This is a genomic window from Herbidospora mongoliensis (genome assembly GCF_001570545.1).
Lineage (GTDB): Bacteria > Actinomycetota > Actinomycetes > Streptosporangiales > Streptosporangiaceae > Herbidospora > Herbidospora mongoliensis.
The window spans coordinates 256,103-281,312 of the sequence record NZ_BBXD01000014.1; the positions used below are offsets into that span (position 1 = coordinate 256,103).

Here is a 25,210-nt window from a genome sequence, read left to right on the forward strand (position 1 = left end):
GGTCCTTTCGCTCAGGGTGTCGGGGGGTTTATCGCCAGAACGATCTCCGCCACGGTGTCGGAGGTGTTCAGGTAGCGGTGCGGCCGGTTGGAGTCGAGGGTCAGGCTCTCGCCCGCCGTGACCGTGTAGGTCGATCGCTCGACCTGGACGGTCAGCGTGCCCGCCACCACGTAGACGCACTCCATGGACGGGTGGCTCCACAGCTCGTCGCTGGAGACCTCGCCGGGCGCCAGCACCGCGTGCAGCACCTCGAGCTGCCCGTTGCCGGGGGTCAGCCGCTCGTAGCGGATCTGGCCGTTGGGCGCGCCGAGGGTGCTGCGCTCACCGGGCCGGCTGATCCACACCGACGGTGCGGCGGGGTCTTCGAACAGCGAGGCGATGGAGGCGCCGAACACCCCGGCCAGGCGGCGCAGGGTCGACAGGCTGGGCTCGGTGACGCCCCGCTCGATCTGGCTGAGCAACGTCGGGGAGACCCCGGCCTGCTCGGCCAAAGCTCGCAGGCTCATCCCCCGTTCGGTGCGCAACTCGTGCAAGCGATCTCCGATCACCCACGCCGTCCTTTCCTACCATCGCTCTGTCACGTGCAGGTTAACTACACGCGTGGGCAGCACCGTATGGGTGCGGGTGTTCGCCGTCAACAGACAGTTGTGGCCAGGTGATCAGCGGTGACGGGTCTTGACGCGATCCCTGCCAACGCCCTAGCGTGCCCGGTCAACGTGCAGTAAGGCTGCACGTCGGGTCGCGGCCACGTGTCGCTGCCGCACAGGAGAGTCATGACATCGCCCCATATGCCCAAGTGGGCCCCCGTACCCGCTCTCGGATCCCTTTCGTAGTCCGGCCTTGGAGACCCTCATGAAGATCCGCCGGTCTGCCGGTGCGCTCGCCGCCGCAGTGGCGCTGAGCCTGCTCGCCGCCTGTGGCGGCGGTAACGCCGCCGCCCCGTCCTCGCCCGGCGGGCAGGGCGGGAAGACCCTCGTCATCGACACCGCGTTCCAGCTCAAGACCACCGACCCGGCCCGCATGTTCGAGCCCTCGGGACTGCTGATCGATCAGACGATCTACGACACGCTGCTCACCTTCAAGGGTGGCGACGTGACCAAGCCGGTCCCGGCGCTCGCGGAGTCGTTCACCGCCTCCGACGACGCCAAGACGTTCACGTTCAAGCTGCGCCCCGAAGCGAAGTTCTCCGACGGCACCCCGGTCACCTCGGCCGACGTCGTCTTCTCGCTCAACCGCGTGAAGAACGTCAAGGGCAACCCGTCGTTCCTGATGGCGGGCCTCACGGTCACCGCTCCCGACCCGGCCACCGTCGTGGTCGCCAGCGAGGAGCCGAACACCGCCATCCCGTTCATCCTGCCGAACCCGGCGCTGGGCGTCGTCAACTCGGCCGTGGCCAAGAAGAACGGCGCCAGCGACGCCGAGGGCGCCGACAAGACCGACACGGCCGAGGCGTTCTTCAACAAGACGTCGCTGGGCAGTGGCCCGTACGTCCTGGAGAGCTACAGCACCACCTCGCAGGTCGTGCTGAAGCTGAACGAGAACTACTGGGGCACCAAGCCCGTCTACTCGAAGGTCGTCGTGCGCAACACGCAGGCCAACGTGCAGCGGCTCAACGTCCAGAAGGGCGAGTCGCAGATCGCGGTGGACCTGTCGCCCGAGCAGGCCAAGAACATGGGCGACCTCCAGGTCGTCAACGGCGCCTCGCCGAACGTGTTCTTCCTGTTCACCAACAACAACCCGGAGATCTCCAAGATCTCCTCCAACCCGAAGTTCCAGGAGGCGGTGCGCTACGGCATCGACTACCAGGGACTGGTCGACCTGGCCGGTGAGGGCGCCGTGCAGACGGCGGGCATCGTCCCCTCGGTCTTCCTCGGCGCGCTCCCCGGGACCGACGGCGTCAAGCGCGACGTGGCCAAGGCCAAGGCCGCGCTGGCCGAGTCGGGCCTGCAGAACCCGACCGTCAAGCTGAACTACCCGAGCGACGTGCAGGTCAACGGGCTCAACTTCGGCGACCTCGCCGCCCGCGTGCAGGCCAACCTCAAGGAGGTCGGCATCAACGTGGAGCTGGCTCCCGCGTCGGTGCAGACCGCGCTGGAGTCCTACCGCGGCGGCACCGAGGAGCTCGGCCTGTGGCAGTGGGGCCCCGACTTCCCCGACCCCAGCAACTACCTCAACTTCCTGCCGGGCCAGCTCGTGGGCCTGCGCGCCGGATGGGCCAAGGGCGCCGCCCCCGACCTGGAGGAGCTGGGCGACAAGGCCCGCAGCACCGTCGACGACACCGCCCGCTCGGCGCTGTACGTCGACATCCAGCACAAGATGAACGAGGCGGGCCCGATCATGCCGCTGATCCAGCCGGCGCAGATCCTGGTCGCCGCGAAGTCGGTGACCAACCTGCAGTCGAACGCCCTCTGGCAGGTCAACGTCCGTGAGCTCGGCTAAGCCGAAAAGCGGTACCTCCGGGGCGGGCCGGCGTTCGGCCCGCCCCGGCGGGGTGCTGCTGCGGTTCCTCGCCCGGCGGCTGGCGGCCGCCCTGTTGCTGTGCGTCGGCATCACCCTCGTCGCGTTCACCCTGACCCAGCTGGTCCCGGGCGATCCCGCCGCCGCCAACCTGGGGCAGCAGGCGATCGGCGACCCGGCCGCGGTGGCCGCGTTCCGCGCCAAATACGGGCTCGACCAGCCCCTTCCGGTGCAGTACCTGACGTACATCGGCAACGTGGCCCAGGGGAACCTGGGCATGTCGCAGCAGAGCCACCGGCCGGTGGCCGAGGATCTGGCCGAGTTCGTGCCGGCCACGATCGAGCTCGCGCTGTTCGCGATCGTGGTGTCGCTGGTGGTCGGCGTCGCCCTCGGCGTGGTGGCCGCCGTCAACCGCGACCGCTGGCCCGACCAGGTGCTGCGGGTGGTGAGCCTGGGCGGGGTGTCCATGCCCACCTTCTGGGTCGCGCTCGTCGCGTTCTACCTGCTGTCGTTCAAGTTCGACCTGCTGCCGGGCACCGGGCGGCTCGATCCGGTGATGAGCCCGCCGCCGTACACGACCGGCTTCTACTCGGTGGACGCGGCGCTGGCCGGCCAGTGGGACGTCATGTGGTCGGCGCTCGGGCACCTGGTGCTGCCGTCGATGGTCCTGGCCGTCTACACGGTCGGCATGCTGATGCGCTTCAGCCGGGCCTCCGTGCTGGAGATCCTGGGCAACGACTACGTGCGCGCGGCCAGGGCCAAGGGCCTGCCCGAGCGGGTGGTCATCGTGCGGCACGTGCTGCGCCCCGCGATGGTCGCGATCATCACCGTGGCCGGGGTCGCCTTCGGCAGCCTGCTGTCGGGCGCGGTGCTGGTGGAGAAGATCTTCTCCTGGCCCGGGGTCGGCCAGTACGCCTACCGCAGCGCGGTCAACCTCGACCTGCCCGGCATCATGGGCGTCAGCATCGTCGTCGCCGCCGTGTACATCATCATCAACCTGGTCGTGGACCTGCTGTACGGGGTCATCGACCCGAGGATCAGGCTGTCATGACGACTGGATCCCGCTCTCCGTGGCGGCAACCCCTGGCTCTGATCGGCGCAGCCTTCGTCGTGCTGTGGGTGCTGGTGGCGGTGCTCGCGCCCGTGCTCGCCCCTTATGGCCCGCTCGACCAGATCGCCGACAAGCTGCTCGAACCGTCGGCCCAGCACCTGTTCGGCACCGACCAGCTCGGCCGCGACGTGCTCAGCCGCGTCATCTACGGCGCGCAGGTGTCGCTGCCGCTGGCGTTCCTGCTCGTGGCGCTCTCGGCGGTGATCGGCTCGGTCGTCGGCGCGGTGGCCGGGTTCTTCGGCGGCTGGGTCGACGGCACGCTCATGCGGCTGGCCGACCTGGTGTTCGCCTTCCCCGGCATCATCCTGGCGATGGCGGTCGCCGCCGCGCTCGGGCCCGAACTGCGCAACGCCGTGCTGGCGGTCGTCGTGGTGTCGTGGCCGTCGTACGCCCGGCTGGTCCGTGGCCTGGTCATGTCGGCCCGCAACTCCGAATACGTCGCCGCCGGGCGGCTGCTCGGCTCCTCGTCCATCCGCACGATGGTCGTCGACCTGCGGCCGAACGTCGCCGGGCCGGTGCTGGTCATGACGGCGCTTGACGTGGGCAACGCCGTGCTGCTGCTGTCGGGCCTGTCGTTCCTCGGGCTCGGCGCGCAGCCGCCGATGGCCGAGTGGGGCTCCATGGTGGTGTCAGGCATGGACTACTTCGACCTGTGGTGGCTGTGGCTGTATCCGGGCCTGTCCATCCTGACCGTCGTGCTCGCCTTCAACTTCGTCGGAGACACGCTGCGGGACGCCCTCGATCCGCGCACCGCGCGTGCACTAAGGGGGTGACCGTGGGAACGCTACTCGAGGTCGAGGACCTCACCGTGTGGCTCGCCACCAGGAACGGCCCGCGCAAGGCCGTCGACGGCCTGTCGTTCCGGGTCGACTCCGGCGAGGTCTTCGGCATCGCGGGGGAGAGCGGCAGCGGCAAGACGATGACCGCGATGGCGCTGCTCGGCCTGCTCCCGCACGCCGCCCGTACCACCGGCCGGGCCGTCTTCGAGGGCCGCGACCTGCTCTCCATGCGGCCCCGCGAACTGCGCGACGTGCGCGGGCGCAGCATCGCCATGGTGTCGCAGGACCCGTCGACGAGCCTGCACCCGATGCTCAGCATCGAGACCCAGGTGACCGAGCACATGCGCCACCACCTGGGGATCGGCAAGTCGGAGGCGCGCGGCCGGGCGGTCGAACTGCTGTCGACCGTGCGCATCCCCGATCCGGAGCGGGCGCTGCGCGCGCACCCGGCCCAGTTCTCCGGCGGCATGCGGCAGCGCATCGCCATCGCCGTGGCGCTGGCCTGCGAACCCCGCCTGCTGCTGGCCGACGAGCCGACGACCGCGCTCGACGTCACCGTGCAGGCGGGCATCCTGCGGCTGCTGCACCGGCTGCGCCTGGAGCGCGATCTCGCGGTCGTCGTGATCACCCACGACCTGGGCGTGATGTCGGCGGTGGCCGACCGCATCTGCGTCATGTACGGAGGCCGCACCGCCGAGGTCGGCCCGCGCGAGACCGTGCTGACCCACCCACGGCACCCCTACACCCGGGGCCTGCTCGACGCGCTGCCGCACCCGGAGGGCGGGGCGGCGACGCTGCGCCCGATCCCGGGCAGCCCGCCGTCGCTCGGCGCGGTGCCCGAAGGGTGCCCGTTCCACCCCCGTTGCGCGTTCGCCGTCGACTCCTGCCGGGAGGAACGCCCGGAACCGGCGCTCGTCGGATCCGATCACCGGGTGGCCTGCCCGCCCGACCCGCTGGGAGACACACTGGGAGACACCGCGTGAGCGCACTGCTGGAGGCGACCGGGGTCGCCGTCGAATACCACCGGACGGGCGCGCCGCCGCTGCGCGCCGTCGACCTCGCCGACCTGACCCTCGCCCGCGGCGAGATCCTCGGGCTGGTCGGCGAGTCCGGGTGCGGCAAGTCCACGCTGGGCCGCGCGGTCGTCGGGCTCCAGCCCACCGTCGCCGGCGAGATCCGCTTCGACGGCCGCCCGGTCGCGCCGCTGGGGCTGCGCCGCCGTCCGGCCGACATGCGCGGGCTGCAGATGGTCTTCCAGGACCCGTACGCCTCGCTCAACCCCCGCCGCCTGGTGGGCGACCAGGTCGGCGACGGGTACCTGCTCGGCGGGACCTCCAAGGCGGAAGCCCGGCGCCGGGCCGCTGAGCTGCTGGAACGCGTCGGCCTCCCGGCCGATGCGGTGAAGCGCTACCCGCACGAGTTCAGCGGCGGCCAGCGCCAGCGCATCGCGATCGCCAGGACCCTGGCCGCCGAGCCGAGCTGCATTATCGCCGACGAGCCGATCAGCGCGCTCGACGCCTCGGCGCAGGCGTCGGTCGCCAACCTGCTGGTGGAGCTGGTCCGCGAACTCGACATGGGCCTGGTGTTCATCTCGCACGACCTGTCGGTGGTGCGGCAGATCGCCGACCGCACGGCGGTCATGTACCTGGGCCGCGTCGTCGAGGTCGGCCCGACCCTGCAGGTGTGGTCGGAGCCCGCCCACCCGTACACCAAGGCCCTCATCTCGGCGGTGCCCCGGGCCGACGGCGCGGGAGTGCTGCCCGTCGAGCTGCCGGGGGACGTGCCCGACCCCTCCCGGCCGCCCGGCGGCTGCCGGTTCCACCCGCGCTGCCCGGTGGCCCTGCCCTCGTGCGCGCAGGACGACCCGCCCCTGCGGATCCTGCGGGACGGCCGGTCGGCCGCCTGCGTCCTGGCGAAGTGATTCATGGAAGGACACGACGTGCTCGCGGAGTTGACCGAGCGTTTCTGGGCCTGGCGGCTGGCCACCACCCCGCGTAGCCGCGACGACATCCCCCGGGTGGTCCGGCCCGCCGGGTGGCGTCCGGAGTGGGACGCGGTCACCGTCGAGGAGGACCTGCGCTTCCTGGCCGCGATCGAGAGCGACCTGGCGGCCGTCGCGCCGTCGGCGGATCCCGCCGTCGAGGTGCCGCGCCGGCTGCTCGGCTCGGCGACCGCGCGGGCACGCTGGGAACTCGATGTTCTACGGAGCTGGCGGCGCGACCCCTGGTTCTACCTCGACCAGACCGTCGGCCACATCTACGACGCGCTGCTCCAGCCGGGTCCCTTCGGCCCGGCCCGCAGCGCCGACCTGGTGGAGCGGCTGCGCTGGATCCCCGGCACCCTCGACACCGCCAGGGACAACCTCGACGGCACCGCGACCCGCGAGTTCACCCAGCTCGCCCTGTCCGACAGTGTTGAGGTGCCCGACCAGCTCCGGACCGCCGTCGCCCTGCTGCTGCCGCACCTCGACCCGGCCGTACGCGACGACGCCACCGCGGCGGCCGAGGAGGCGGCGGTGGCGCTCGCCGGCTGGCGGGCCTGGCTGACCGAGCGGCTGCCGGGCTTCGCCCCCCACCAGCCGGTCGGCGCGGAGGCGTTCGGCTTCTTCCTGCACCAGGTCGCCCTGCTGCCCTGGTCGGCCGACGAGATCCTCGCCCTCGCCGCCCAGGAACGCGACCGCGCCGAGGCGTTCGAGCTGTTCGAGCGGGCCAGATCGGGCCCGCCCGAGTGGCCGCCGCCCCCGGCGAGCGCGGCGGAGCAGAGCGCGGCCGAACGGGCCGCCGAGCTGGAGGTGCGCGCCTTCTACGAGGAGCGCGGCCTGCTGTCCCAGCCGCCGGAGCTGCGGCACTACCGCAACCTGCCGCGCCCGGACTACCTGGAGCCGCTGCACTGGCTGGGCGTCAGCGACGACCTCACCGACGAACACCGGCTCGACCAGGACGGCATCGCCTACGTCCCGGTGCCGGGCCCCGACCTGCCCTACTTCTACCGGGCCAACGCCGCCGACCCCCGCGCCGGGATCATCCACGAGGGCGCGCACTACCAGCAGCTCGCGCTGACCTGGCGGCATCCCGACCCGGCCCACCGGCGCTTCTACGACTCCGTGCCCAACGAGGGCATCGCCTTCTACAACGAGGAGATGATGCTCCAGACCGGCCTGTTCGAGGACGCGCCGCTCACCCGGGCCATCGTCTACAACTTCATGCGGCTGCGCGCGATCCGGGTCGAGGTGGACGTGCGCCTGGCACTCGGCGAGATCGACATCGACGGCGCGGCCCGCATGCTGCACGAACTCGTGCCGGTCGACCTCGCCACCGCCAGGGAGGAGGCCGCCTTCTTCGCGTCGGCCCCGGGCCTGGGTCTGTCCTACCAGGTCGGCAAGGTCCAGGTGACCCGCCTGCTGGCCGACGCCGCCCGGCGCGACCGCGACGGCTTCGACCTGCGCGCCTTCCACGACGCCCTCTGGTCCGACGGCAACATCCCGCTGTCGGTGCAGCGTCTGCGACTGCTCGGCGACGCGGGGGAGCTGCGGAGGGCCGACGCCCTGGCGGGTGACGTCCGCGCCTTCGCGGCCGAGCTCCTGGACGCCATCACCTCCGGCGACGTCGCCCGCCTCGACCGCCTGTACGCCGACGACATCCGCATCTGGCACAACTACGACGGCGTCGAGCGGGACAAGGCCGAGAGCCTCGACGCGATCCGCCGCTTCGACGCGGAGATCGAGGACTTCCGCGCCACCGACGTGCGCGTCGACCCGGTCCCCGGCGGCTACGTGCAGCGCTGCGTCTACCGGGGCCGTGAGCGGGGCGCCGAGATCGCCGTCGACGCGATGATGCGCGTCGAGGTGCGGAACGGCCAGGTCACCCGGATCGAGGAGTACACCGACCCCGCCCAGGGCTCGGTCCCCCCGGGCGCCCGGTTCAAGGACGGCTCCGGCTGGGAGGAGCAGGCCGGCTACTCCCGTGCCGCCCGCGAGGGCGACCTCATCGCCGTGAGCGGCACGACGGCCGAGGGCCCCGGCACCCACGCCCAGACCCTCGAAGCCCTGCGCCGCGGCGTGGCGGCGGTGGAGGCCCTGGGCGGTTCGCGCACCACCGTGTTCCGCACCCGGCTGCTGCTCACCCCCGGCGCCGACTGGGAGGAGGCCGCGCGCGCCCACGCCGAGGTGTTCGGCGACGTGGCCCCCGCCAACAGCACCTACGTGGTCGCTGCCCTCATCGGCGAAGGTTTCCTGGTCGAAGTCGAGATCGACGCGAAGGCGGTCGGCGCATGACGTACTCCCTGCGGGTCAACAACGACCTGGACATCGCGACCCTGGTCGACCTGGCGCAGCGGGCCGAACGGCACGGCTTCGACCAGCTCTGGGTCTCCAACGACCTGTTCCTGCGCTCGGCGCCGGTACTGCTCGGCATCCTGGCCGCCAGGACCGAGCGCATCAAACTCGGCGTCGGCATCATGAACCCCTACTCCGTGCACGTGTCGGAGATCGCGATGACGGCCGCGACCATGCGGGAGGCCACCGGCGGCCGGTTCCTGCTCGGCGTCGCCGCCGGGTCGGCCGAGTTCCTCGGCTGGGCCGGGATCGAACGCCCGCGCCCGCTGTCCAAGACGGCCGAGGCGGTCACCGTGCTGCGGGCCCTGCTGGGCGCGCAGGACGTCAGGGGCGAACTGCCCGCGTGGTACGGCCCGCTGTCGGAGCTGCGCCTGCCGCCGGGCGATCCGGTGCCGGTGTACGTCGGCGCGATGAGCCCCAAGATGCTCCAGATGGCCGGGCGGCTGGCCGACGGCGTGCTGCCGCTGCTCTATCCGCCGGAGCACTTCACCACCGCCAGGGGCGAGGTGGCGAAGGGGGCGGCGGAGGCCGGGCGATCGCTCGGCGAACTCGACATCCCCGCCTGCTTCTGGGTGTCGACCGGCGACGACGACGAGCAGGCCCGGCTCGCCATGGCCGCCAAGATCGCCTACTACGGGCCGTCGTTCGCGCCGTACCTGCTCAGCCGGGCCGGGCTCGCGGTCGAGGACTTCGCCCCGATCACGGCCGTGCTGGAGCGCGACGGCCTGGACGCCGCCGCACGGCTGGTCGACGAGCGCATGCTGTCGCTCGGCATCACCGGCAGCGCGGCCGACGTGGTCGACCGCTGCCGGTCGCTGCGGGCGGCGGGCGCCACCCACCTGTCGTTCGGGCCGCCGCTCGGCCCGGACCTGCGGGAGGCGGTGGAGAAGCTCGGCAGCGAGGTGCTGCCCGCCCTCCGTGCCGATGTATTGTCCGACTGAACATCGGTGAACACATCTATTGAGACCGGATCGATAAGATTCGCAGGTCAAAGACGATCGACCATGGATGTGTTTACTCAGATGAAACAGCCTTCCCCCTTGTTCACTGAAGTTTCGCCTTGGTAGAACGGTGGTGGTGCGGGCGATCCCCAGCCCGCACACACCTGTTCGTGGAAGGCGAGCTATGGCTGGTTCTCCCGCTTTCTCTCGTCGGTCGGTGCTTCAGCTCGGCGGCGGCGTCGCCCTGCTGCTGGCCACCGGCTGCGCCGCCGGCTCGAAGCCCCAGGGCGCGAGCGCCCCTTCCGGCACCGCCCCCGCCGCGGCGTCGTCACTGCGGATCGCCGTCTCCAGCTACCTCAGCAGCTGGGACCAGGACTTCGTCGGTTTCGACCTCACCGCGCTCATGCTCTACAAGAACGTCTACCCCTACCTGATCGACTACGGCGTGACCGACGTGAACGGGGCCCAGATCCTCGACACCACGAACATCACGCCCACGTTCGCCGAGTCCTTCACCCCGAGCGCCGACCAGAAGGTCTGGACCCTCAAGCTGCGCAAGGGGGTGAAGTTCGCCAGCGGCAACGAGATGAAGGCCGCCGACGTCAAGTGGTCCAAGGACCGCGCCTTCGCCGCCCAGGCCAACGTGGCCGGCATCTACCGCGTCATCGGCCTCACCGAGCCTGACCAGGTGAAGGTCGTCGACGACTACACCGTCGAGTTCACCCAGGCCTTCCCGAGCGCGCTCACCCCGCAGATCCAGGCCATCTCCCTGTACGTCTTCGACTCCGCCGAGGCCAAGAAGCACGCCACCGACGCCGACCCCTGGGCCAAGGAGTGGTTCGCCAAGAACCCGCCCACCGGCGGCTACTTCAACGTCGAGAAGGCCACCCAGGGTCAGGAGATCGTCCTGGCGGCCAACACCGGATACACCGGGCCCGACCCCGCCAAGACCCCGACCATCCGCATCTCGGTCGTGCCCGCCGCCTCCAACCAGCGGCTCCAACTCCAGAACGGCGACATCGACATCGCCCTGGGCGTCAGCAAGCGCGACGTCGCCGACCTCAAGAAGGCCGCGGGCGTGAAGGTCATCTCCGCGCCGAGCAACCAGCAGGTCACCCTCCAGATGTCGGTGACCACCGCCCCGTTCGACGACGTGAACGTCCGCAAGGCGCTGGCGTACGCGGTGCCGTACGAGCAGATCATCGCCAACATCTACGGCGGCGACGCGCGCCCGGCCAAGAGCCCGGTGCCGCTCGACATGCCCGGCTACGACGAGCGCGGCTACCCCTACGCCTACGACCTGGAGAAGGCCAAAGCGGCGCTGGCCGCCGCGGGCAAGCCCTCGGTCACCTCCGAGCTGGTCTTCGAGGCCGACAACGAGGAGCAGCAGCAGCTCGCCGTGCTCGTGCAGAGCGAGGCACGCAAGGCCGGCATCGAGCTCACGCTCGCCCCGCTCGACCCGGCCACGCTCGCCGAGCGCCGCCAGAAGCGCACCATCCCGCTCCAGATCACCTCGGGCCAGCTGTGGGTCAACGACGTCGAGTACATGCTCGCCACCAGCCTGGTGAAGGGCGCCAACCTCAACTACGCCAACTACTCCAACCCGGAGATCGAGAAGATCTACGAGGAGTCGCACACCACGGTCGACGCCGCCGCCCGCGACGAGCTGTGGGTGAAGGTGCAGGAGATCCTCGCCGCCGACGTCCCCTGGGTGGTCGTCTGCCAGCCCAACTTCAACCTGCCCGTGCGGGAGGACGTGGCCGGGTGGGTGCAGCCCATGGACGGCCTGGCCCGGCTCCGCTTCCTGGCCTGACATGCGCATCGTCCGATTCGTCGGCAGGCGGCTGCTCCAGCTCGTCCCGGTGCTGCTCGGAGTGGTCGTGCTGACCTTCCTGCTGGTCCGGGTGCTGCCGGGCGACCCCATCCGGACCATCCTCGGCCCGAACGCCACACCGGAAGACGCCGCCGCCGCGCGGGCCCGCTACGGGCTCGACCAGCCCATCGTCAAGCAGTTCCTCGACTACCTCGGCGGGCTGGTCACCGGCGACCTCGGCACCTCCATCCAGAGCGGCACCCCGGTCGGCTCGGAGATCGGGCTGCGCGTCGGCCCCACCTTCGAGCTGGTCGTGCTGGCGCTCGCGGTGGCGCTGGTGGTCGCCGTGCTGCTCGGTGTCTGGTCGGCGCGGCACGCCGACCGGGCGGGTGACCACGGGGTGCGGCTGATGGCCCTGGTCGGCAACTCCATGCCGGAGTTCTGGCTGGGGCTGGTGCTGATCCTGGTCGGCTACAGCGTGCTCGGCTGGTTCCCCGCGCCCAGCGGCCGGGTCGACCCGGACACGAACCTGACCCCGCTCACCGGGGCCGACCTGCTCGACGCGGCGCTGACGCTCAACGGCCCGGCGTTCGGGTCGGCGCTGGCGCACCTGATCCTGCCGGTGGCGACGCTGTCGATCGTCGTCGTCGCGCCGTTGCTGCGCAGCGTGCGGGCCTCCGCGCTGGAGGTGCTGCACTCCGAGCCGTACACGGCGGCCAAGGCCCACGGCCTGCGCGGGCGCACGCTGCTGCGCGGCTACCTGCTGCGGGCCACGCTGGCGCGGCTGCCGTCCCTGGCCGCGCTGGTGTTCGGCACCTCGATCGGCTCGACCGTGCTGGTCGAGTACGTGTTCTCGTGGCAGGGCTTCGGCCAGTGGGCGCTGCGCGGGCTGCTCTACCGGGACTACCCGGTCGTCCAGGCGTCGGTGCTGGTGATCGCGTTCTGCTACGTCGTGGTGTTCCTCATCGCCGACGTGGTGCAGGCCGTCCTCGACCCGCGCGTGCAGATCTAGGAGCCGCGTCATGTCCGAAACCGTCGTCGTGGACGGGGCCCGCGCGGGCCGCTTCGCGAAAGTCCTCATCGTCACCGGCTCGGTGATCCTGGCCGTCGTCGCGCTGGCCGCGATCCTCGCCCCGCTGCTCACCGGCTGGGGGCCGACCGAGATCGATCCCCTCGGCACGCTCGTGCCGCCCGGTCCCGGCCATCCGCTCGGCACCGACGCCAACGGCATGGACGTCTGGAGCAGGCTCCTGCACGCCGGCCGCCTCGACCTCGGCATCGCGGTCGCCGGGGTGGCCGTGGCCGTCGTCGCCGGCACGACGCTCGGCCTGGTGGCCGGGTATCTCGGCGGCTGGGTCGACGACGTGCTGATGCGCGTGGTCGACGTCTTCCAGGCCTTCCCCACGTTCATCCTGGCCCTGGCGGTGGCGGCGCTGGTCGGCAACGGCACCGGCAACCTGATCGCGGTGATCGCGGCGGTGAACGCGCCCGCGTACGCCCGGCTGGTCCGGGCCGAGGTGCGCACCGTGCGCGAGTCGGCGTTCGTGGCCGCGTCGGTCACCTCGGGCGCGTCCACACTCGGGGTGCTGTGGCGGCACGTGCTGCCCAACAGCCTCACTCCGGTACGCGTGATCGCCCCCCTCAACGCGGGGTGGGCGATGCTCACCCTGGCCGGGCTGTCGTTCCTCGGGCTGGGCGTGACCGTCCCGGCCGCCGAGTGGGGCGCGATGATCAGCCTCGGCAGCCCCGACGTGGTGGCCGGGCGCTGGTGGACCTCGGTCCCGCCCGGTCTTGTCCTGCTCATCTGCGTGCTCGGCTTCAGCCTTCTCGGCGAAGGCCTCCAGGAGCGCGCCGAAGCGAAGCGGCGGTGAACCCCATGCTGTCCATCGAGGATCTGTCCGTCGTCATCCGGCGGCCAGGCCGCGAGGTGGCCGCGCTCAGCGACGTCTCGCTGCGGGTCGGCCGCGGCGAGGTGGTCGGCCTGGTGGGCGAGAGCGGCGGCGGCAAGAGCATGGTCGCGCGCTCGATCGTCGGCTTGCTGCCCGGCGGCTCGCACGCCACCGGCGCGGTGCTCTTCGAGGGCGACGACGTGCTGCGCATGGACCCGGCGGCGCTGCAACGCCATCGCGGCCACGGCGCGGCCATCTGCTTCCAGAACCCGCGCGGCGCGCTCAGCCCGACCAGGACCGTGGGCCGCCAGCTCGCCGACCGCCTGGTCACCCACCAGCGGCTGACCGAGGAGGAGGCCAGGCAGGCAGCGGAGGAGCAGTTCGCGGCGGTCGGCATCCGCTCGCCGCGACGGCGGCTGGCCGCCTACCCGCACGAACTGTCGGGCGGCATGGCCCAGCGGGTGATGATCTCGCTGGCCACCGGCTGCGCCCCCGGCCTGCTCATCGCCGACGAACCGACCACCGGCCTGGACGTGACGCTGACCAGGGAGATCCTGCGCCAGTTCCGGCACGCCGCCGACACCGACGGGCGGGGCGTGCTGCTCATCTCGCACGATCTCGCCTCCGTCGCCGACGTGTGCGACCGCGTCGTGGTGCTCTACGCGGGCACCGTGGTGGAGAGCGGCCCGGCCGCGCGGGTGCTGGGGCGTCCCGCCCACCCGTACACGCGGGCGTTGCTGCGGTCGGTCCCCGACGTCGACGGCCGCGCGGTCGTCGCCACCCCCGGCGCGATGCCCCTGCTGAAGGCGGCCCCGCACGACTGCCCGTTCGCGCGCCGCTGCGCGCACGCCACCGCCGAGTGCGTGGCGGAGCGACCGCCCGTCTCCCGGGTGCCCGGCGCCGCCGACGACTGGACGCTGGCCTGTTTCCACCCCCGTACCGACGAACTCGCCTCCGAGGAACCCGCCGAAGCTCCCGAGCGCGCGACGGCGGCGGAGCGGACCGTGCTGGAGGTCGACGACGCCCACGTGGTCTACCGCAGCCGGTTCGGCAAGGGCGGTCACGCCGCGCTGCGCGGGGTCAGCCTGCGGGTGGCGGCGGGCGAGACGCTCGGCGTGGTGGGGGAGAGCGGCTGCGGCAAGAGCACCCTCGCCAAACTGCTGCTCGGCCTGGTGCCCGCGGCGCGCGGCGACGTGCGGGTGGCCGGGTCGCGCATGTCCGACCTGCGGGGACGTGAGCTGCGCCGGTTGCGGACCCGGGTGCAGATGGTCTTCCAGGACCCGATCGGCTCGCTCAGCCCGCGCCGCACCGTCGGCGACGCCATCGCCGAACCGCTCCGGGCCCTCGGCCTGCCGGCGGCGCGACGGGCCGAGCGGGTCGACGCCGTGGTCGACCGGCTGGAACTCGACCGCTCGATGCTGACCAGGTACCCCCACGAACTGTCCGGCGGCCAGGCGCAGCGGGTCTGCATCGCCCGCGCGCTCGCCGGCGAACCCGAACTGCTCGTCTTCGACGAACCCACCTCGGCGCTCGACGTCACCGTGCAGGCCCAGATCCTCGAAGTGATCGCCGACGTGGTGCGCGACCCGACGCGCGGCTCGGTCTTCATCTCCCACGACCTGGCCACCGTGCGCGGCTTCGCCGACCGGGTGATCGTGCTCTACCTCGGCCGGATCGTCGAGGAGGGCCCGGTCGAGGAGGTCTTCGGCAACCCGCGCCACCCCTACACCCGGGCGCTGCTGTCGAGCGCGCCCAGTCTGGGCTCCGGTTTCTCCGGCCCGAAGGTGACGCTCACCGAGGACCTCGACGACACCGGGGCCGACGCCCCCGGCTGCCCGCTGGCCGCGCGCTGCCCGTTCGCGGCCGACCGCTGCCGTACCGAGGAGCAGGAACTCCGGCCCCACGGGCGCGCCCAGGCCGCCTGCTGGCGGGTGCCCGAGATCCCCGATCTGCTGAAAGGTAGTGACATCCGTGTCTGAACGCACCATCCGGCTGGCCGTCGACATCGGGGGCACCTTCGTCGACGCGATGGAGCTGGACTCGCGCACCAACCGGGTCAGGTTCCGGAAGGCGTCCACGACCCCGGCCCGGCCGTGGGAGGGCGTGCTCAACGCGATCGAGGCGCTGGGCACCGACCTGTCCCGGGTGGAGTTGTTCATCCACGGCACCACCCTCGGCCTGAACGCCGTGCTGGAGCGCAGGGGCGGCCCGACCGGCATCATCACCAACGAGGGCTTCCGGGACGTCTTCCTCATCGGCCGGGGCAACGTGCCGCCCGACCACATGTACGACTTCCAGTACGAACGCCCCGAGAGCCTGGTCCGCCGCCGCCACACGGCGGGCGTGAGAGGACGGCTCGACTACCGGGGCCGCGTGGTGGAGGACCTCGACCCCGACAGCGTGCGCGCGGCGGCCCGCACCCTGGTCGAGGAGCACGGCGTGCACGGCATCGCCGTCTGCTTCCTGCACTCCTACCTGAACCCGGCCCACGAGCGGGAAGCCGCGGCCATCATCCGGGAGGCGTACCCGCAGGTCAGCCTGTCGCTCTCCACCGACATCGTGCGCGAGTACCGCGAGTACGAACGCACCAGCACCACCGTGCTGGAGGCCTACATCCGGCCCATCTTCGAGAGCTACGTCGACGAACTGGAGGCCGGGCTGGCCGCGCGCGGCTTCGGCGGCCGGTTCCTCATCATGCGCTCGGGCGGCGGCTCGATGACCTCCTCGGTCGCCAAGACCTCGCCCACCCACACGGTGCTGTCCGGCCCGGCCGGCGGCATCGTCGGCGCGGCCTACCTGGCCGACGCACTCAAGCGCGACTACCTGCTCACCTTCGACATCGGCGGCACCTCGCTGGACGCCTGCGTGATCGAGCGCGGCTCGGCGGTGGCCGCCTACGAGGCCCAGCTCGAACACTTCCCGCTGCTCATCCCGACCTACGACATCCGCACCATCGGCGCGGGCGGCGGCTCGATCGCCCGGCTGGACCGGGGCCTGCTCAAGGTCGGCCCGGAGAGCGCCGGGGCCGACCCCGGCCCGGTCTCCTACGGCCGGGGCGGCACCCGCCCGACGGTCACCGACGCCGCCGTCGTCCTCGGCTACGTCGACCCCGACCGGTTCCTCGGCGGCGAGATGGGCCTGCACGCCGACGCCGCCCGCGCGGCGCTGGAGGAGCAGATCGCCGCACCGCTCGGGCTGCCGGTGGAGTCGGCCGCCGCCGGGGTGTTCGACGTGCTGCTGGCCAAGACGGTCGGCGCGGTCCGGCAGATCACCGTGGAGCGCGGCCACGACCCCCGGGTCTTCTCGCTGCTCGCCTTCGGCGGGGCCGGACCGCTGCTGGCCCCGCTGCTGGCCAGGGAGATGGGCATCCGCGAGGTGGTCGTGCCGTTCGCGCCCTCGGGCTTCTCGGCCTGGGGCATGCTGTCGGCCGACATCGTCGGCGACTTCTCCCGGACCGTCATGGCCACCCTCGACGACATCGACCTCGCCGAGCTGGAGGAACGCTTCGGCGAGGTGGAGACCGAGGCGGTGGCCTCGCTGAAGGAACAGGGCGTCCCCGCCGACCTGGCGATCCTGGAACGGCAGCTCGAACTGCGCTACCTGGGCCAGGAGCACACCCTGACCGTCCCGGTCGGCCGCCACGTCGACGCCGGCACCGTGCGCGTCACCTTCGAGGAACTGCACCGCGCCCGCTACGGCCACGCCATGGACAACCGCCTCCAGATCCTCAACCTGCGCGTACGCGGCATCGGCCGGGCCGAGAGACCCGAGCTGGTCCGCCCGCCCCGCCGCGAGAAGGACACGGTGCCGACCCATCGCCAGGCCTACGACTTCGGCACCCGCGCAATGACCTCCTTCGCGGTCTACGACCGGGCCGACCTCGCGCCCGGCGACACGTTCGCCGGACCGGCCCTGGTCGACGAGGGCACCTCCACGACCGTGGTGCCCAGCGGCCAGCGCGTCGAGGTCGACGAATACGGCCACCTGCTGGTCACTCTCGACGAGGAGGCGTAGATGACCACGCTCGACGGCGCGACCGTGGAGGTCGTGCGCAGCTACCTGCTGTCGGCGGCCGAGGAGATGCGGGCCACCCTGGTGCGCACCTCGTTCAACCCGGTCATCTACGAGGTGCACGACTTCGGCATGTCGATGTACGACGCCGGCCTGCGCCTGATCGCCGAGGCCACCGGCCTCACCTTCTTCCTCGGCGCCAACGACTTCGCCCTCCGCAAGGGCGTGGAGTACGTCGGCGTGGAGAACCTGCACCCCGGCGACGTGGTGCTGATGAACTATCCGTACTGGAACTCCGCCCACACCTACGACGCGACGTTGTTCGCGCCGGTCTTCGAGGGCGACGACCTGGTGGGATTCCTGTGCGTGCGGGCCCACTGGATGGACCTGGGCGCGAAGGATCCCGGTTACGTGCTCGACTCGACCGACATGCACCAGGAAGGCCTGATCTTCCCCGGCACCAAGGTCGTCTCCCGGGGCGTGCCGGTGCGCGAGATCCACGAGCTGATCAGGTTCAACTCGCGGATGCCGAACGAGGTGCTGGGCGACCTGCACGCCCAGATCGCCGCCCTGCGCACCGGCGAGCGCCGCTTCCTGGAGATCCTCGCCAAGTTCGGCCGCCCCACCGTCGAGGCCGCCGTCGACCGCATCATCGCCGACGGCGAGGCGCGCACGCGCGCGGCGCTGGCCGCCCTTCCGCAGGGCTCGTGGACGGCGGTCGACTGGGTCGACGACGACGGCATCACCGACGATCCGGTGAAGATGCAGGTCACCGTCACGATCGAAGACGGCGCGTTCACCGTCGACTTCGCCGGCTCCGCCCCGGCGGCGGCCGGGCCGATCAACATGCCCTACGGCGCGACCGAGGCGATCTGCAAGGTCGTGCTCAAGTCGCTCACCTCGGCCGACCAGCCCTCCAACGAGGGCACCGTCGCGCCGCTGGTGGTGAGGGCCGAGCCGGGCACGCTGTTCCACGCCGTCTACCCGCAGCCGACGTTCACCCTGTGGACCGGCATCGTCGCGGTGGAGCTGATCCTCAAGGCCCTCGCCCAGGGCATGCCCGACCGCCTGGCCGCCTCGTCGGGAGGTGACGTGCCGGGATTCATGATGGTCGGCGTCCACCCCGACACCGGCAAGCTGTTCGCGGTCAGCAACAACGACCCGGTCGGCTGGGGCGCCACCCCGCACCACGACGGCATGCACGCCGCCACCCACGTCTCCGGCAGCACCGGCCGCACCACCCCCATCGAGGTGCTGGAGGCCAAGACCGGGATGTTCTTCGAGCGGGTCGAGATCCGCACCGACTCCGGGGGAGCGGGCCGGTTCCGGGGCGGCGCGGGCCTGCACCGGGACATCAGGTTCGTCACCGAGGGGGAGTTCCTTTCGGTGATCAAGAAGACCCGCTCCCGCCCCTGGGCTCTGGACGGCGGCCAGGAACCCGAGCCGAACCAGGTGATCGTGTTCCCGGGCACCGACCGGGAGGAGCGGGTCAGCACCCGCCGCACCCCCGTGTCACCGGGCGACCGGGTGACGCTGCTGACGGCGGGCGGCGGCGGCCACGGCGATCCCCGCGACCGCGATCCGGCGGCCGTCCGCGACGACGTCGCCGAAGGCTACGTCTCCGCCGAGGCGGCCCGCGACCTGTACGGAGTGGACGTCGATGACTGACGGCACCACCGTCGAGGTCGTGCGCAGCCACCTGGTCTCGGTGGCCGAGGAGATGCGGGCTACCTTGGTGCGCACCTCGTTCAACCCGGTCATCTACGAGGTGCACGACTTCGGCATCTCGATCTACGACCCGCGGTTGCGCCTGGTCGCCGAGTCGACCGGCCTGAGCCGGTTCCTGGGCGCCAACGACTACTCCATCCGCAAGGGCGTGGAATACGTCGGCGTGGAGAACCTGCACCCCGGCGACGTGGTCCTGCTGAACTATCCGTACTGGAACGCCGCCCACTCCTACGACGCGACGTTGTTCGCGCCGGTCTTCGAGGGCGACGTGCTGATCGGCTTCGTCTGCGTCCGCGCGCACTGGATGGACCTGGGGGCGAAGGATCCCGGTTACGTGCTCGACTCGACCGACATGCACCAGGAAGGCCTGATCTTCCCCGGTACGAAGGTCGTCTCCCGGGGCGAGCCGGTGCGCGAGATCCATGAGCTGATCAGGTTCAATTCGCGGATGCCGAACGAGGTGCTGGGCGACCTGCACGCCCAGATCGCAGCCTTGCGCACGGGCGAGCGCCGCCTGGTCGAACTGAGCGCCCGCTACGGCCGCGACACCGTCGCCGCCGTGATCGACACCATGATCGAGGTGGCCGAGGCGTCCACCGCCGACGCCCTGGCCGCGCTGCCGCAGGGCTCGTGGACCGCCGAGGACTGGCTCGACGACGACGGCATCACCGACGACCCGGTGAAGATGCGGGTCACCGTCACCATCGGCGACGGAACCTGCGTGGTCGACTTCGCCGGTTCCTCGCCCGCCGTGGCGGGCCCGGTGAACCTGCCGCTCGGGGCGACCATCGCCACCGCCCGGGTCGCGTTCAAGGCGATCACCACCCCGGCCGAGGCCACCAACGCCGGTCACTTCACCGCCCTGACCGTCCGGGCCGAGCCCGGCACGCTCTTCCACGCGGTCTACCCGGCGGCGACCTTCACGCAGTGGACCGGCACGGTGGCGCTCGAACTCATCTTCAAGGCCCTCGCGCAGGGCATGCCGGAGCGGCTGGCCGCCTCCTCCGGCGGCGACGTGCCGGGCTTCATGATGGTCGGCGTCCACCCCGACACCGGCAGGCTGTTCGCGGTCAGCAACAACGAGCCGGTCGGCTGGGGCGCCACCCCGCGCCACGACGGCATCGGCCCGGCCAACCACCTGGCCCAGACCCAGGCCCGCAACACCCCGATCGAGGTGCTGGAGGCCAAGACGGGCATGTTCTTCGAGCGTCTGGAGATCCGCACCGACTCCGGGGGAGCGGGCCGGTTCCGGGGCGGCCCCGGCCTGCGCCGGGACATCAGGTTCGTCACCGAGGGCGAGTTCCTGTCGGTGATCAAGAAGACCCGCTCCCGCCCCTGGGCCCTGGACGGCGGCTGCGAACCCGAACCCAACCAGGTCATCGTCTTCCCCGGCACCGACCGCGAACACCGCGTCAGCACCCGCCGCACCGCCGTCTCGCCCGGCGACCGCGTCACCCTGCTCACCGCCGGGGGCGGCGGCCACGGCGACCCCCGCGACCGCGACCCACAGGCCGTCCGCGACGACGTCGCCGAAGGCTACGTCTCCGCCGAGGCGGCCCGTGACCTGTACGAAAGGAAGAACCCTTGATGAACTCGACCGTGCTGACCGGCTGCACGGTGGTCGACGCCCGCGTCCTGGACGGCGTCGCCCCCCTGCGCGACGCGGCCGTGTGGGTGCGCGGCGACCGCATCGCCGCCCTCGGCCCCGCCGACGAGGTCCTGGCCGAGGCCGGGGGAGACCACCGGCGCGTCGACCTGGGCGGCGCGTACCTGACGCCCGGCCTGGCCAACATGCACACTCACCTGTCCCTGTCGCTGCCCGGCCAGGGCGGCGACGCGGTCAAGGGCCTGAGCCCGCACGACCTGGCCCTCTACATGGCCGACGGCGCCCGCCGCACCCTGCTCTGCGGGGTGACCACGGTGCGCTGCGTCGCCGAGAAGGACCACGCCGACTTCGCGCTACGCCGCGCCGTCACCGCAGGACGGGCGGTCGGCCCGCGCATCTTCACCGCCGGACGCGCGCTCGTCTCCACCGGCGGCCACGGCCACGAGGGCACCGACACGCTGGAGTGCGACGGCGCCGACGGCTTCCGCCAGGGGGTGCGCAGCCAGGTCAAGGCCGGCGCCGACCTGATCAAGGTGATGATCTCCGGCGGCATCGCCGGCGAGCACGAGGACATCCACACCCGCCAGCTCTTCACCGACGAGCTGACTGCCGTCATCGAGACCGCGCACGCCTGGGGCCGCAAGGTCACCGCGCACGCGGGCCCCGCCCCGGTCATCGCCGAGGCCGTCGGACTCGGCCTCGACTGCGTCGAGCACGGCTACCAGCTCACCCCCGAGGTGGTCGCCGCGATGGCCGCGCAGGGCACCGCGCTGGTGCCGACCCTGCTGGTCACCCGCTGCAAGGCGTTCTTCGACGAACTCGGCGTACCCGAGTGGATGCAGCAACGCTCGCTCGGCGCGGGCCCCCGCCACCTGGAGAGCTACGCCCTGGCCCTGGCCGCCGGGGTGGAGGTGCTGCTCGGTAGCGACATGCCCCCGTTCTGGGACTTCGAGGGCACCAACGCCACGGTCCGCGAACTGGAGCACATGTCGGACTCCGGTCTCGGCCCCGCCCGCGCGCTCCACGCCGGAACCCTCGGCCCCGTCCGCTGGCTCGGCGCGGAGGCCGATTTGGGCACCGTCGAGACCGGCAAGTTCGCCGACCTCATCGCCATGGACGCCGACCCGCTGGAGTCGACGTCGGCCTTCCGGGGCGTGCGCTGGGTGATGTCCGGCGGGCGGATCGTCCGCGACGACCAGAACGGACGGGCCGCCCTGTGAGCACCTCCGCGGCCGATGTCGCGGCGGCCATCGACGACATGTACGACGCCTTCCTGACGGGGGACCGCACCCGTTTCGACAGCCACCTCCACCCCGAGGTGACCACCTGGGAGACCCACCTGCCCGGCCCGCTGCGCACCCGCGCGGAACTCGACGCCTACCGCGCCCAGCGGGACGCCGCCGGGGCGCGGCCCTCGCTGGACTCGCTGAGCGCCAGGGAGATGCGCGTCGACGTGTGGGAGGACACCGCCGTGGCCCGTTACGTGCTCGTCGCGGTCGCGCCGGGCGGCGAGCCCGAGTACACGCGGGTCACCGACGTGCTGCGCCGGTCGGCGGCGGGCTGGGCCATCGTGCACCATCACGCCGAGCTCGTCCAGAATGTTACGTGGGAGTGAACAGAGCCCTCGTCAGAACAGCCGGGGAGTGACTACCGACACCACCGTGGTCACTTCACCGGTGTCGTTGAACAGCCGGTGCGGCACGTTCGACCGCAGGTGCACGCTGTCGCCCGGCAGCAGCCGGTGCTCCACGCCGTCGACCTCGTAGAGCAGTTCGCCGTGCACGACATAGGCGAACTCCTCACCCCGGTGGCCGTAGGACTCCTCGCGCCGCCCGCCCGGCGCGATGTGCACCAGCATCGGCTCCAGCACCAGGTCAGGACCCCGGTCGGAGAGCATGCGGTAGGTGGTCTGGCCCGAGACGTACTGCGTCGCGCCGTCGTCGCGGCGGGTGAGCGTGAAGTGCGAGGGCGCGGCGGCGGCGGGCTCGGCGGGCGGCTCCGGCTCGTCGGCGTTGAAGAACTCCGGCACCGGCCGGTCGAGCGCCTTGGCCAGGCTGTTGAGCGCGGTCAGCCCGATGGAGGAGACACCCCGCTCGACCTGGGACAGGAACCCGATCGACAGCCCCGACTGGGCGGACAGGCCGCGCAGGGTGAGCCCCCGCTCGGTGCGGAACTGCCGCACCCGGGCCCCGACCAGCACCTGCTGACTGTCGCCGTCGTCGGTACGCCGGTCACTCCTGGCCACCTGATCTCCCCATCACTCCCGGCGGATTTGTTCGATGGTATCGAACATCGGGGAACGCGTCCCTCGCCGCAGGACCCCATAGAGCGTCACAAGGCTTGGTCAAGTTTTACATAACCGCAGGTAGGCGCAGATATTCTGACATTTCTGGCAGCGAACTCGTCCCCCACCGAAGACGGGGAAATGCATGAAAGCGGCTGACAGCCTCCTTGGCGGCGCGACCCCGGCGGTCGCTGTCGTCGACGGCGACGGCTCGGTGATCGGCTGGAGCCGGGCCGCGGAGGAGCTCACCGGATATCCCGCCGCCGGCATCTTCGGCCGCTCCATCGCCACCGTCCTCCCGCCCGACGACGCGCGACCCGACGTGCTCGTGCCACGTACGGGAATGATGGAGATGCGGCGGCAGGACGGTGAGGCCGTGATCGTCCGCGTCGATTCCGCCCTGCTCACTCTGGGCGACGACGCCGAAGGGCGGGGGGAGTCGTGGCTGGTGTCGGCGATCCCGGTCAGCATCGACCTGGCCACCGACACCGGCGCCCTGCTGGAGTCGCTCATCAGCAGCTTCCCCGTCGCCATGGGCATCTGGGACAGGAACCTGCGCTGCGTCTGGTTCAACGAGGCGGCCGAGCGGCTCCGTGACGGCTACCCCTACTACCGGATCGGCCGCTATCTGACCGAGGTCATCCCGGGGATCGACAACGATGCGGCGCGGGAGGCGATGCTCGAGGTGCTCGCCGACGGCCGGCCCATGATCGACCGTGAGGCCCACTGGTCCCACGGGACCGAGGAACGGGTGCTGTCCATCTCGCTGTTGCCCCTGACGGGCGTGGACGGCCGGACGCTGGGGGTGTGCTCGGTGGCCCTGGATTTCAGCAACAGCAAGGCGCGCGACCACCTCGACCTGCTGCGCGAGGCCGGCGTCCGGCTCGGCAGCACCCTGGACGTCATGGACACCGCCCAGGAGCTGGCCGAGCTGGCCATCCCGGTCCTCGCCGACTACGTGACCGTCGACCTGCCGGAGGCGATGCTGCCCGGCACCGCACCGCGGCGGCCGCCGCCCGCGACGGAGGCCGGCGGCCCCGTGTTCCGGCGGGCCGGCGTCGCCTCGGTGCACGACGGGGCGCCCGAGTCGCTGTGGGAGCGCGGGGAGACCGTGTTCGTACCACCGGGATCCCCGTTCATCGAGGTCCTGCGCTCGCGCCGATCGCACTTCGAACCCGTGCTGGACACCTCGCCCGGCACCTGGCTGGAGCTGGACCCCGACCGGGCGCGGATGATCCACGACACCGGCATGCACTCGCTGATCGTCGTTCCGCTGGAGGCGCGTGGCGACGTACTCGGCGTCGCGGTGTTCGTGCGCACCGCCAATCCGACGGCGTTCAGCAAGGACGACCTGCTGGTGGCCGAGGAACTGGCCACGCGGGCCGCGCTGAGCCTGGACAACGCGCGCCAGTACACCCGCGAGCGGCTGACCGCGCTCGTGCTCCAGCGCGACCTGCTGCCGCACGACCTGAGCGGCAGCGACACTGTCGAGGTGGCCTCGCGCTACCTGCCCTCCGACACGCGCGAGGGGGTGGGAGGCGACTGGTACGACGTCATCCACCTGCCCGGCCCCCGCATCGCCCTGGTCGTCGGCGACGTGACCGGGCACGGCGTCAACGCCGCGGCCACCATGGGCCGGCTGCGCACCGCCGTCCGCGCCCTGGCCTACCTGGACCTGGCCCCGGACGAGGTGCTCACCCACCTCGACCACCTGATGGCCGAGGACACCCTCGGCCTCGACACCATGGGCGCCACCTGCCTGTATGCGGTCTACGACCCTCGGACGGGCCACTGCACCATGGCCACCGCCGGGCATCCGCCGCCCGCGATCGTCTCCCCGCGCGGCGACGTGACGTTCCCGCCGCTGCCCCCCGGCACGCCGATCGGCGTGGGGCTGGGCACCTTCCGATCGCACGACCTGCACCTGTCGCCGGGAACCCTCCTGGCCCTCTACACCGACGGCCTGATCGAGACGCGGCAGGCCGACCTCGACGCGGGCATGGCCAGGCTCGGCGCCGCCCTCACTCGCGCGGCGCCGCGGTCGGCGACGCTTGAGTGCCTGTGCACGACCGTGATCGACTCCATGGTGGGCGACGCCCCCGCCGAGGACGACATCGCCCTGCTCATGGCCCGCATCCGGGACTGAGCGGGCCGGTCCCGCGCGAAAATTTCAGGGTCGCGGGCAGGAGTCCTGCGCCGATGCGGGCGGCTGTTGACAGAGTGGCGGGCCCGGGTTGCCATGGGGTCCGATGTTAGCG

Annotated in this window: 19 protein-coding genes; 17 read left to right on the forward strand and 2 right to left on the reverse strand. The window is 71.8% G+C overall.

What is annotated here, in order from left to right; translation table 11 throughout:
* Positions 1-11: 11 nt before the first annotated feature.
* A complete protein-coding gene (locus AW272_RS20170) occupies positions 12-548 on the reverse strand; it encodes a helix-turn-helix domain-containing protein (RefSeq protein ID WP_066367382.1) in 537 nt (178 codons plus the stop codon).
* Positions 549-852: 304 nt separating this feature from the next.
* Here AW272_RS20170 and AW272_RS20175 point away from each other — a divergent pair, with 304 nt between their 5' ends.
* From AW272_RS20175 to AW272_RS20250, 16 genes are all read left to right on the forward strand, one after another.
* Positions 853-2,439: an ABC transporter substrate-binding protein gene (locus AW272_RS20175; RefSeq protein WP_066367385.1), complete on the forward strand. Its 1,587-nt coding sequence runs from the start codon at positions 853-855 to the stop codon at positions 2,437-2,439.
* Positions 2,426-3,508, forward strand: a complete 1,083-nt coding sequence (locus AW272_RS20180; protein WP_083958490.1) for an ABC transporter permease — start codon at positions 2,426-2,428, stop codon at positions 3,506-3,508. Before AW272_RS20175 ends, AW272_RS20180 begins: the two co-directional genes overlap by 14 nt.
* A complete protein-coding gene (locus AW272_RS20185) occupies positions 3,505-4,341 on the forward strand; it encodes an ABC transporter permease (RefSeq protein WP_066367388.1) in 837 nt (278 codons plus the stop codon). The genes AW272_RS20180 and AW272_RS20185 overlap by 4 nt, the downstream gene beginning before the upstream one ends.
* A 2-nt stretch (positions 4,342-4,343) precedes the next feature.
* The gene (locus tag AW272_RS20190; protein WP_066367390.1) at positions 4,344-5,330 is read left to right on the forward strand and encodes an ABC transporter ATP-binding protein; all 987 of its coding nucleotides are present in this window, start codon (positions 4,344-4,346) and stop codon (positions 5,328-5,330) included.
* Positions 5,327-6,268, forward strand: a complete 942-nt coding sequence (locus AW272_RS20195; protein ID WP_066367392.1) for an ABC transporter ATP-binding protein — start codon at positions 5,327-5,329, stop codon at positions 6,266-6,268. Before AW272_RS20190 ends, AW272_RS20195 begins: the two co-directional genes overlap by 4 nt.
* A gap of 18 nt (positions 6,269-6,286) precedes the next feature.
* Entirely contained in the window at positions 6,287-8,620 is a 2,334-nt protein-coding gene (locus AW272_RS40715; protein WP_218010971.1) for a DUF885 family protein, read from the forward strand.
* A complete protein-coding gene (locus AW272_RS20205; RefSeq protein ID WP_066367394.1) occupies positions 8,617-9,621 on the forward strand; it encodes an LLM class flavin-dependent oxidoreductase in 1,005 nt (334 codons plus the stop codon). Before AW272_RS40715 ends, AW272_RS20205 begins: the two co-directional genes overlap by 4 nt.
* A gap of 217 nt (positions 9,622-9,838) precedes the next feature.
* Positions 9,839-11,434, forward strand: coding sequence for an ABC transporter substrate-binding protein (locus AW272_RS20210; RefSeq protein ID WP_218010972.1), 1,596 nt, complete (start codon positions 9,839-9,841; stop codon positions 11,432-11,434).
* Between the two features lies 1 nt (position 11,435).
* The gene (locus tag AW272_RS20215; RefSeq protein ID WP_066367398.1) at positions 11,436-12,446 is read left to right on the forward strand and encodes an ABC transporter permease; all 1,011 of its coding nucleotides are present in this window, start codon (positions 11,436-11,438) and stop codon (positions 12,444-12,446) included.
* 10 nt (positions 12,447-12,456) lie between these two features.
* Positions 12,457-13,305 (forward strand): ABC transporter permease, encoded by an 849-nt coding sequence (locus tag AW272_RS20220; protein ID WP_066367399.1) that lies wholly within the window; start codon positions 12,457-12,459, stop codon positions 13,303-13,305.
* Positions 13,306-13,310: 5 nt separating this feature from the next.
* On the forward strand, positions 13,311-15,302 hold the full coding sequence (locus AW272_RS20225) for a dipeptide ABC transporter ATP-binding protein (RefSeq protein WP_066367401.1): 1,992 nt from the start codon (positions 13,311-13,313) through the stop codon (positions 15,300-15,302).
* The gene (locus tag AW272_RS20230) at positions 15,295-17,337 is read left to right on the forward strand and encodes a hydantoinase/oxoprolinase family protein (protein WP_066367403.1); all 2,043 of its coding nucleotides are present in this window, start codon (positions 15,295-15,297) and stop codon (positions 17,335-17,337) included. Before AW272_RS20225 ends, AW272_RS20230 begins: the two co-directional genes overlap by 8 nt.
* Positions 17,338-19,002, forward strand: a complete 1,665-nt coding sequence (locus AW272_RS20235) for a hydantoinase B/oxoprolinase family protein (RefSeq protein WP_066367406.1) — start codon at positions 17,338-17,340, stop codon at positions 19,000-19,002.
* The gene (locus AW272_RS20240) at positions 18,995-20,650 is read left to right on the forward strand and encodes a hydantoinase B/oxoprolinase family protein (protein WP_066367413.1); all 1,656 of its coding nucleotides are present in this window, start codon (positions 18,995-18,997) and stop codon (positions 20,648-20,650) included. Before AW272_RS20235 ends, AW272_RS20240 begins: the two co-directional genes overlap by 8 nt.
* Positions 20,650-21,888, forward strand: coding sequence for an amidohydrolase family protein (locus tag AW272_RS20245; protein ID WP_066367415.1), 1,239 nt, complete (start codon positions 20,650-20,652; stop codon positions 21,886-21,888). Before AW272_RS20240 ends, AW272_RS20245 begins: the two co-directional genes overlap by 1 nt.
* Positions 21,885-22,283, forward strand: coding sequence for a nuclear transport factor 2 family protein (locus AW272_RS20250; protein ID WP_218010973.1), 399 nt, complete (start codon positions 21,885-21,887; stop codon positions 22,281-22,283). Before AW272_RS20245 ends, AW272_RS20250 begins: the two co-directional genes overlap by 4 nt.
* Before the next feature lie 12 nt (positions 22,284-22,295).
* Here the strand turns inward: AW272_RS20250 and AW272_RS20255 are convergent, their stop codons facing one another.
* On the reverse strand, positions 22,296-22,913 hold the full coding sequence (locus tag AW272_RS20255; RefSeq protein WP_157518661.1) for a helix-turn-helix domain-containing protein: 618 nt from the start codon (positions 22,911-22,913) through the stop codon (positions 22,296-22,298).
* Between the two features lie 184 nt (positions 22,914-23,097).
* Here AW272_RS20255 and AW272_RS20260 point away from each other — a divergent pair, with 184 nt between their 5' ends.
* Positions 23,098-25,098: a SpoIIE family protein phosphatase gene (locus AW272_RS20260; RefSeq protein WP_083958491.1), complete on the forward strand. Its 2,001-nt coding sequence runs from the start codon at positions 23,098-23,100 to the stop codon at positions 25,096-25,098.
* Positions 25,099-25,210 lie beyond the last annotated feature (112 nt).

What these genes read in the sequence shown, in the direction of transcription:
- AW272_RS20175 (WP_066367385.1), top strand. Translation starts at nt 853, where the DNA reads ATGAAGATCCGCCGGTCTGCCGGTGCGCTCGCCGCCGCAGTGGCGCTG.
- AW272_RS20185 (WP_066367388.1), top strand. Translation starts at nt 3,505, where the DNA reads ATGACGACTGGATCCCGCTCTCCGTGGCGGCAACCCCTGGCTCTGATC.
- AW272_RS20205 (WP_066367394.1), top strand. Translation starts at nt 8,617, where the DNA reads ATGACGTACTCCCTGCGGGTCAACAACGACCTGGACATCGCGACCCTG.
- AW272_RS20215 (WP_066367398.1), top strand. Translation starts at nt 11,436, where the DNA reads ATGCGCATCGTCCGATTCGTCGGCAGGCGGCTGCTCCAGCTCGTCCCG.
- AW272_RS20220 (WP_066367399.1), top strand. Translation starts at nt 12,457, where the DNA reads ATGTCCGAAACCGTCGTCGTGGACGGGGCCCGCGCGGGCCGCTTCGCG.
- AW272_RS20225 (WP_066367401.1), top strand. Translation starts at nt 13,311, where the DNA reads ATGCTGTCCATCGAGGATCTGTCCGTCGTCATCCGGCGGCCAGGCCGC.
- AW272_RS20235 (WP_066367406.1), top strand. Translation starts at nt 17,338, where the DNA reads ATGACCACGCTCGACGGCGCGACCGTGGAGGTCGTGCGCAGCTACCTG.
- AW272_RS20240 (WP_066367413.1), top strand. Translation starts at nt 18,995, where the DNA reads ATGACTGACGGCACCACCGTCGAGGTCGTGCGCAGCCACCTGGTCTCG.
- AW272_RS20245 (WP_066367415.1), top strand. Translation starts at nt 20,650, where the DNA reads ATGAACTCGACCGTGCTGACCGGCTGCACGGTGGTCGACGCCCGCGTC.
- AW272_RS20260 (WP_083958491.1), top strand. Translation starts at nt 23,098, where the DNA reads ATGAAAGCGGCTGACAGCCTCCTTGGCGGCGCGACCCCGGCGGTCGCT.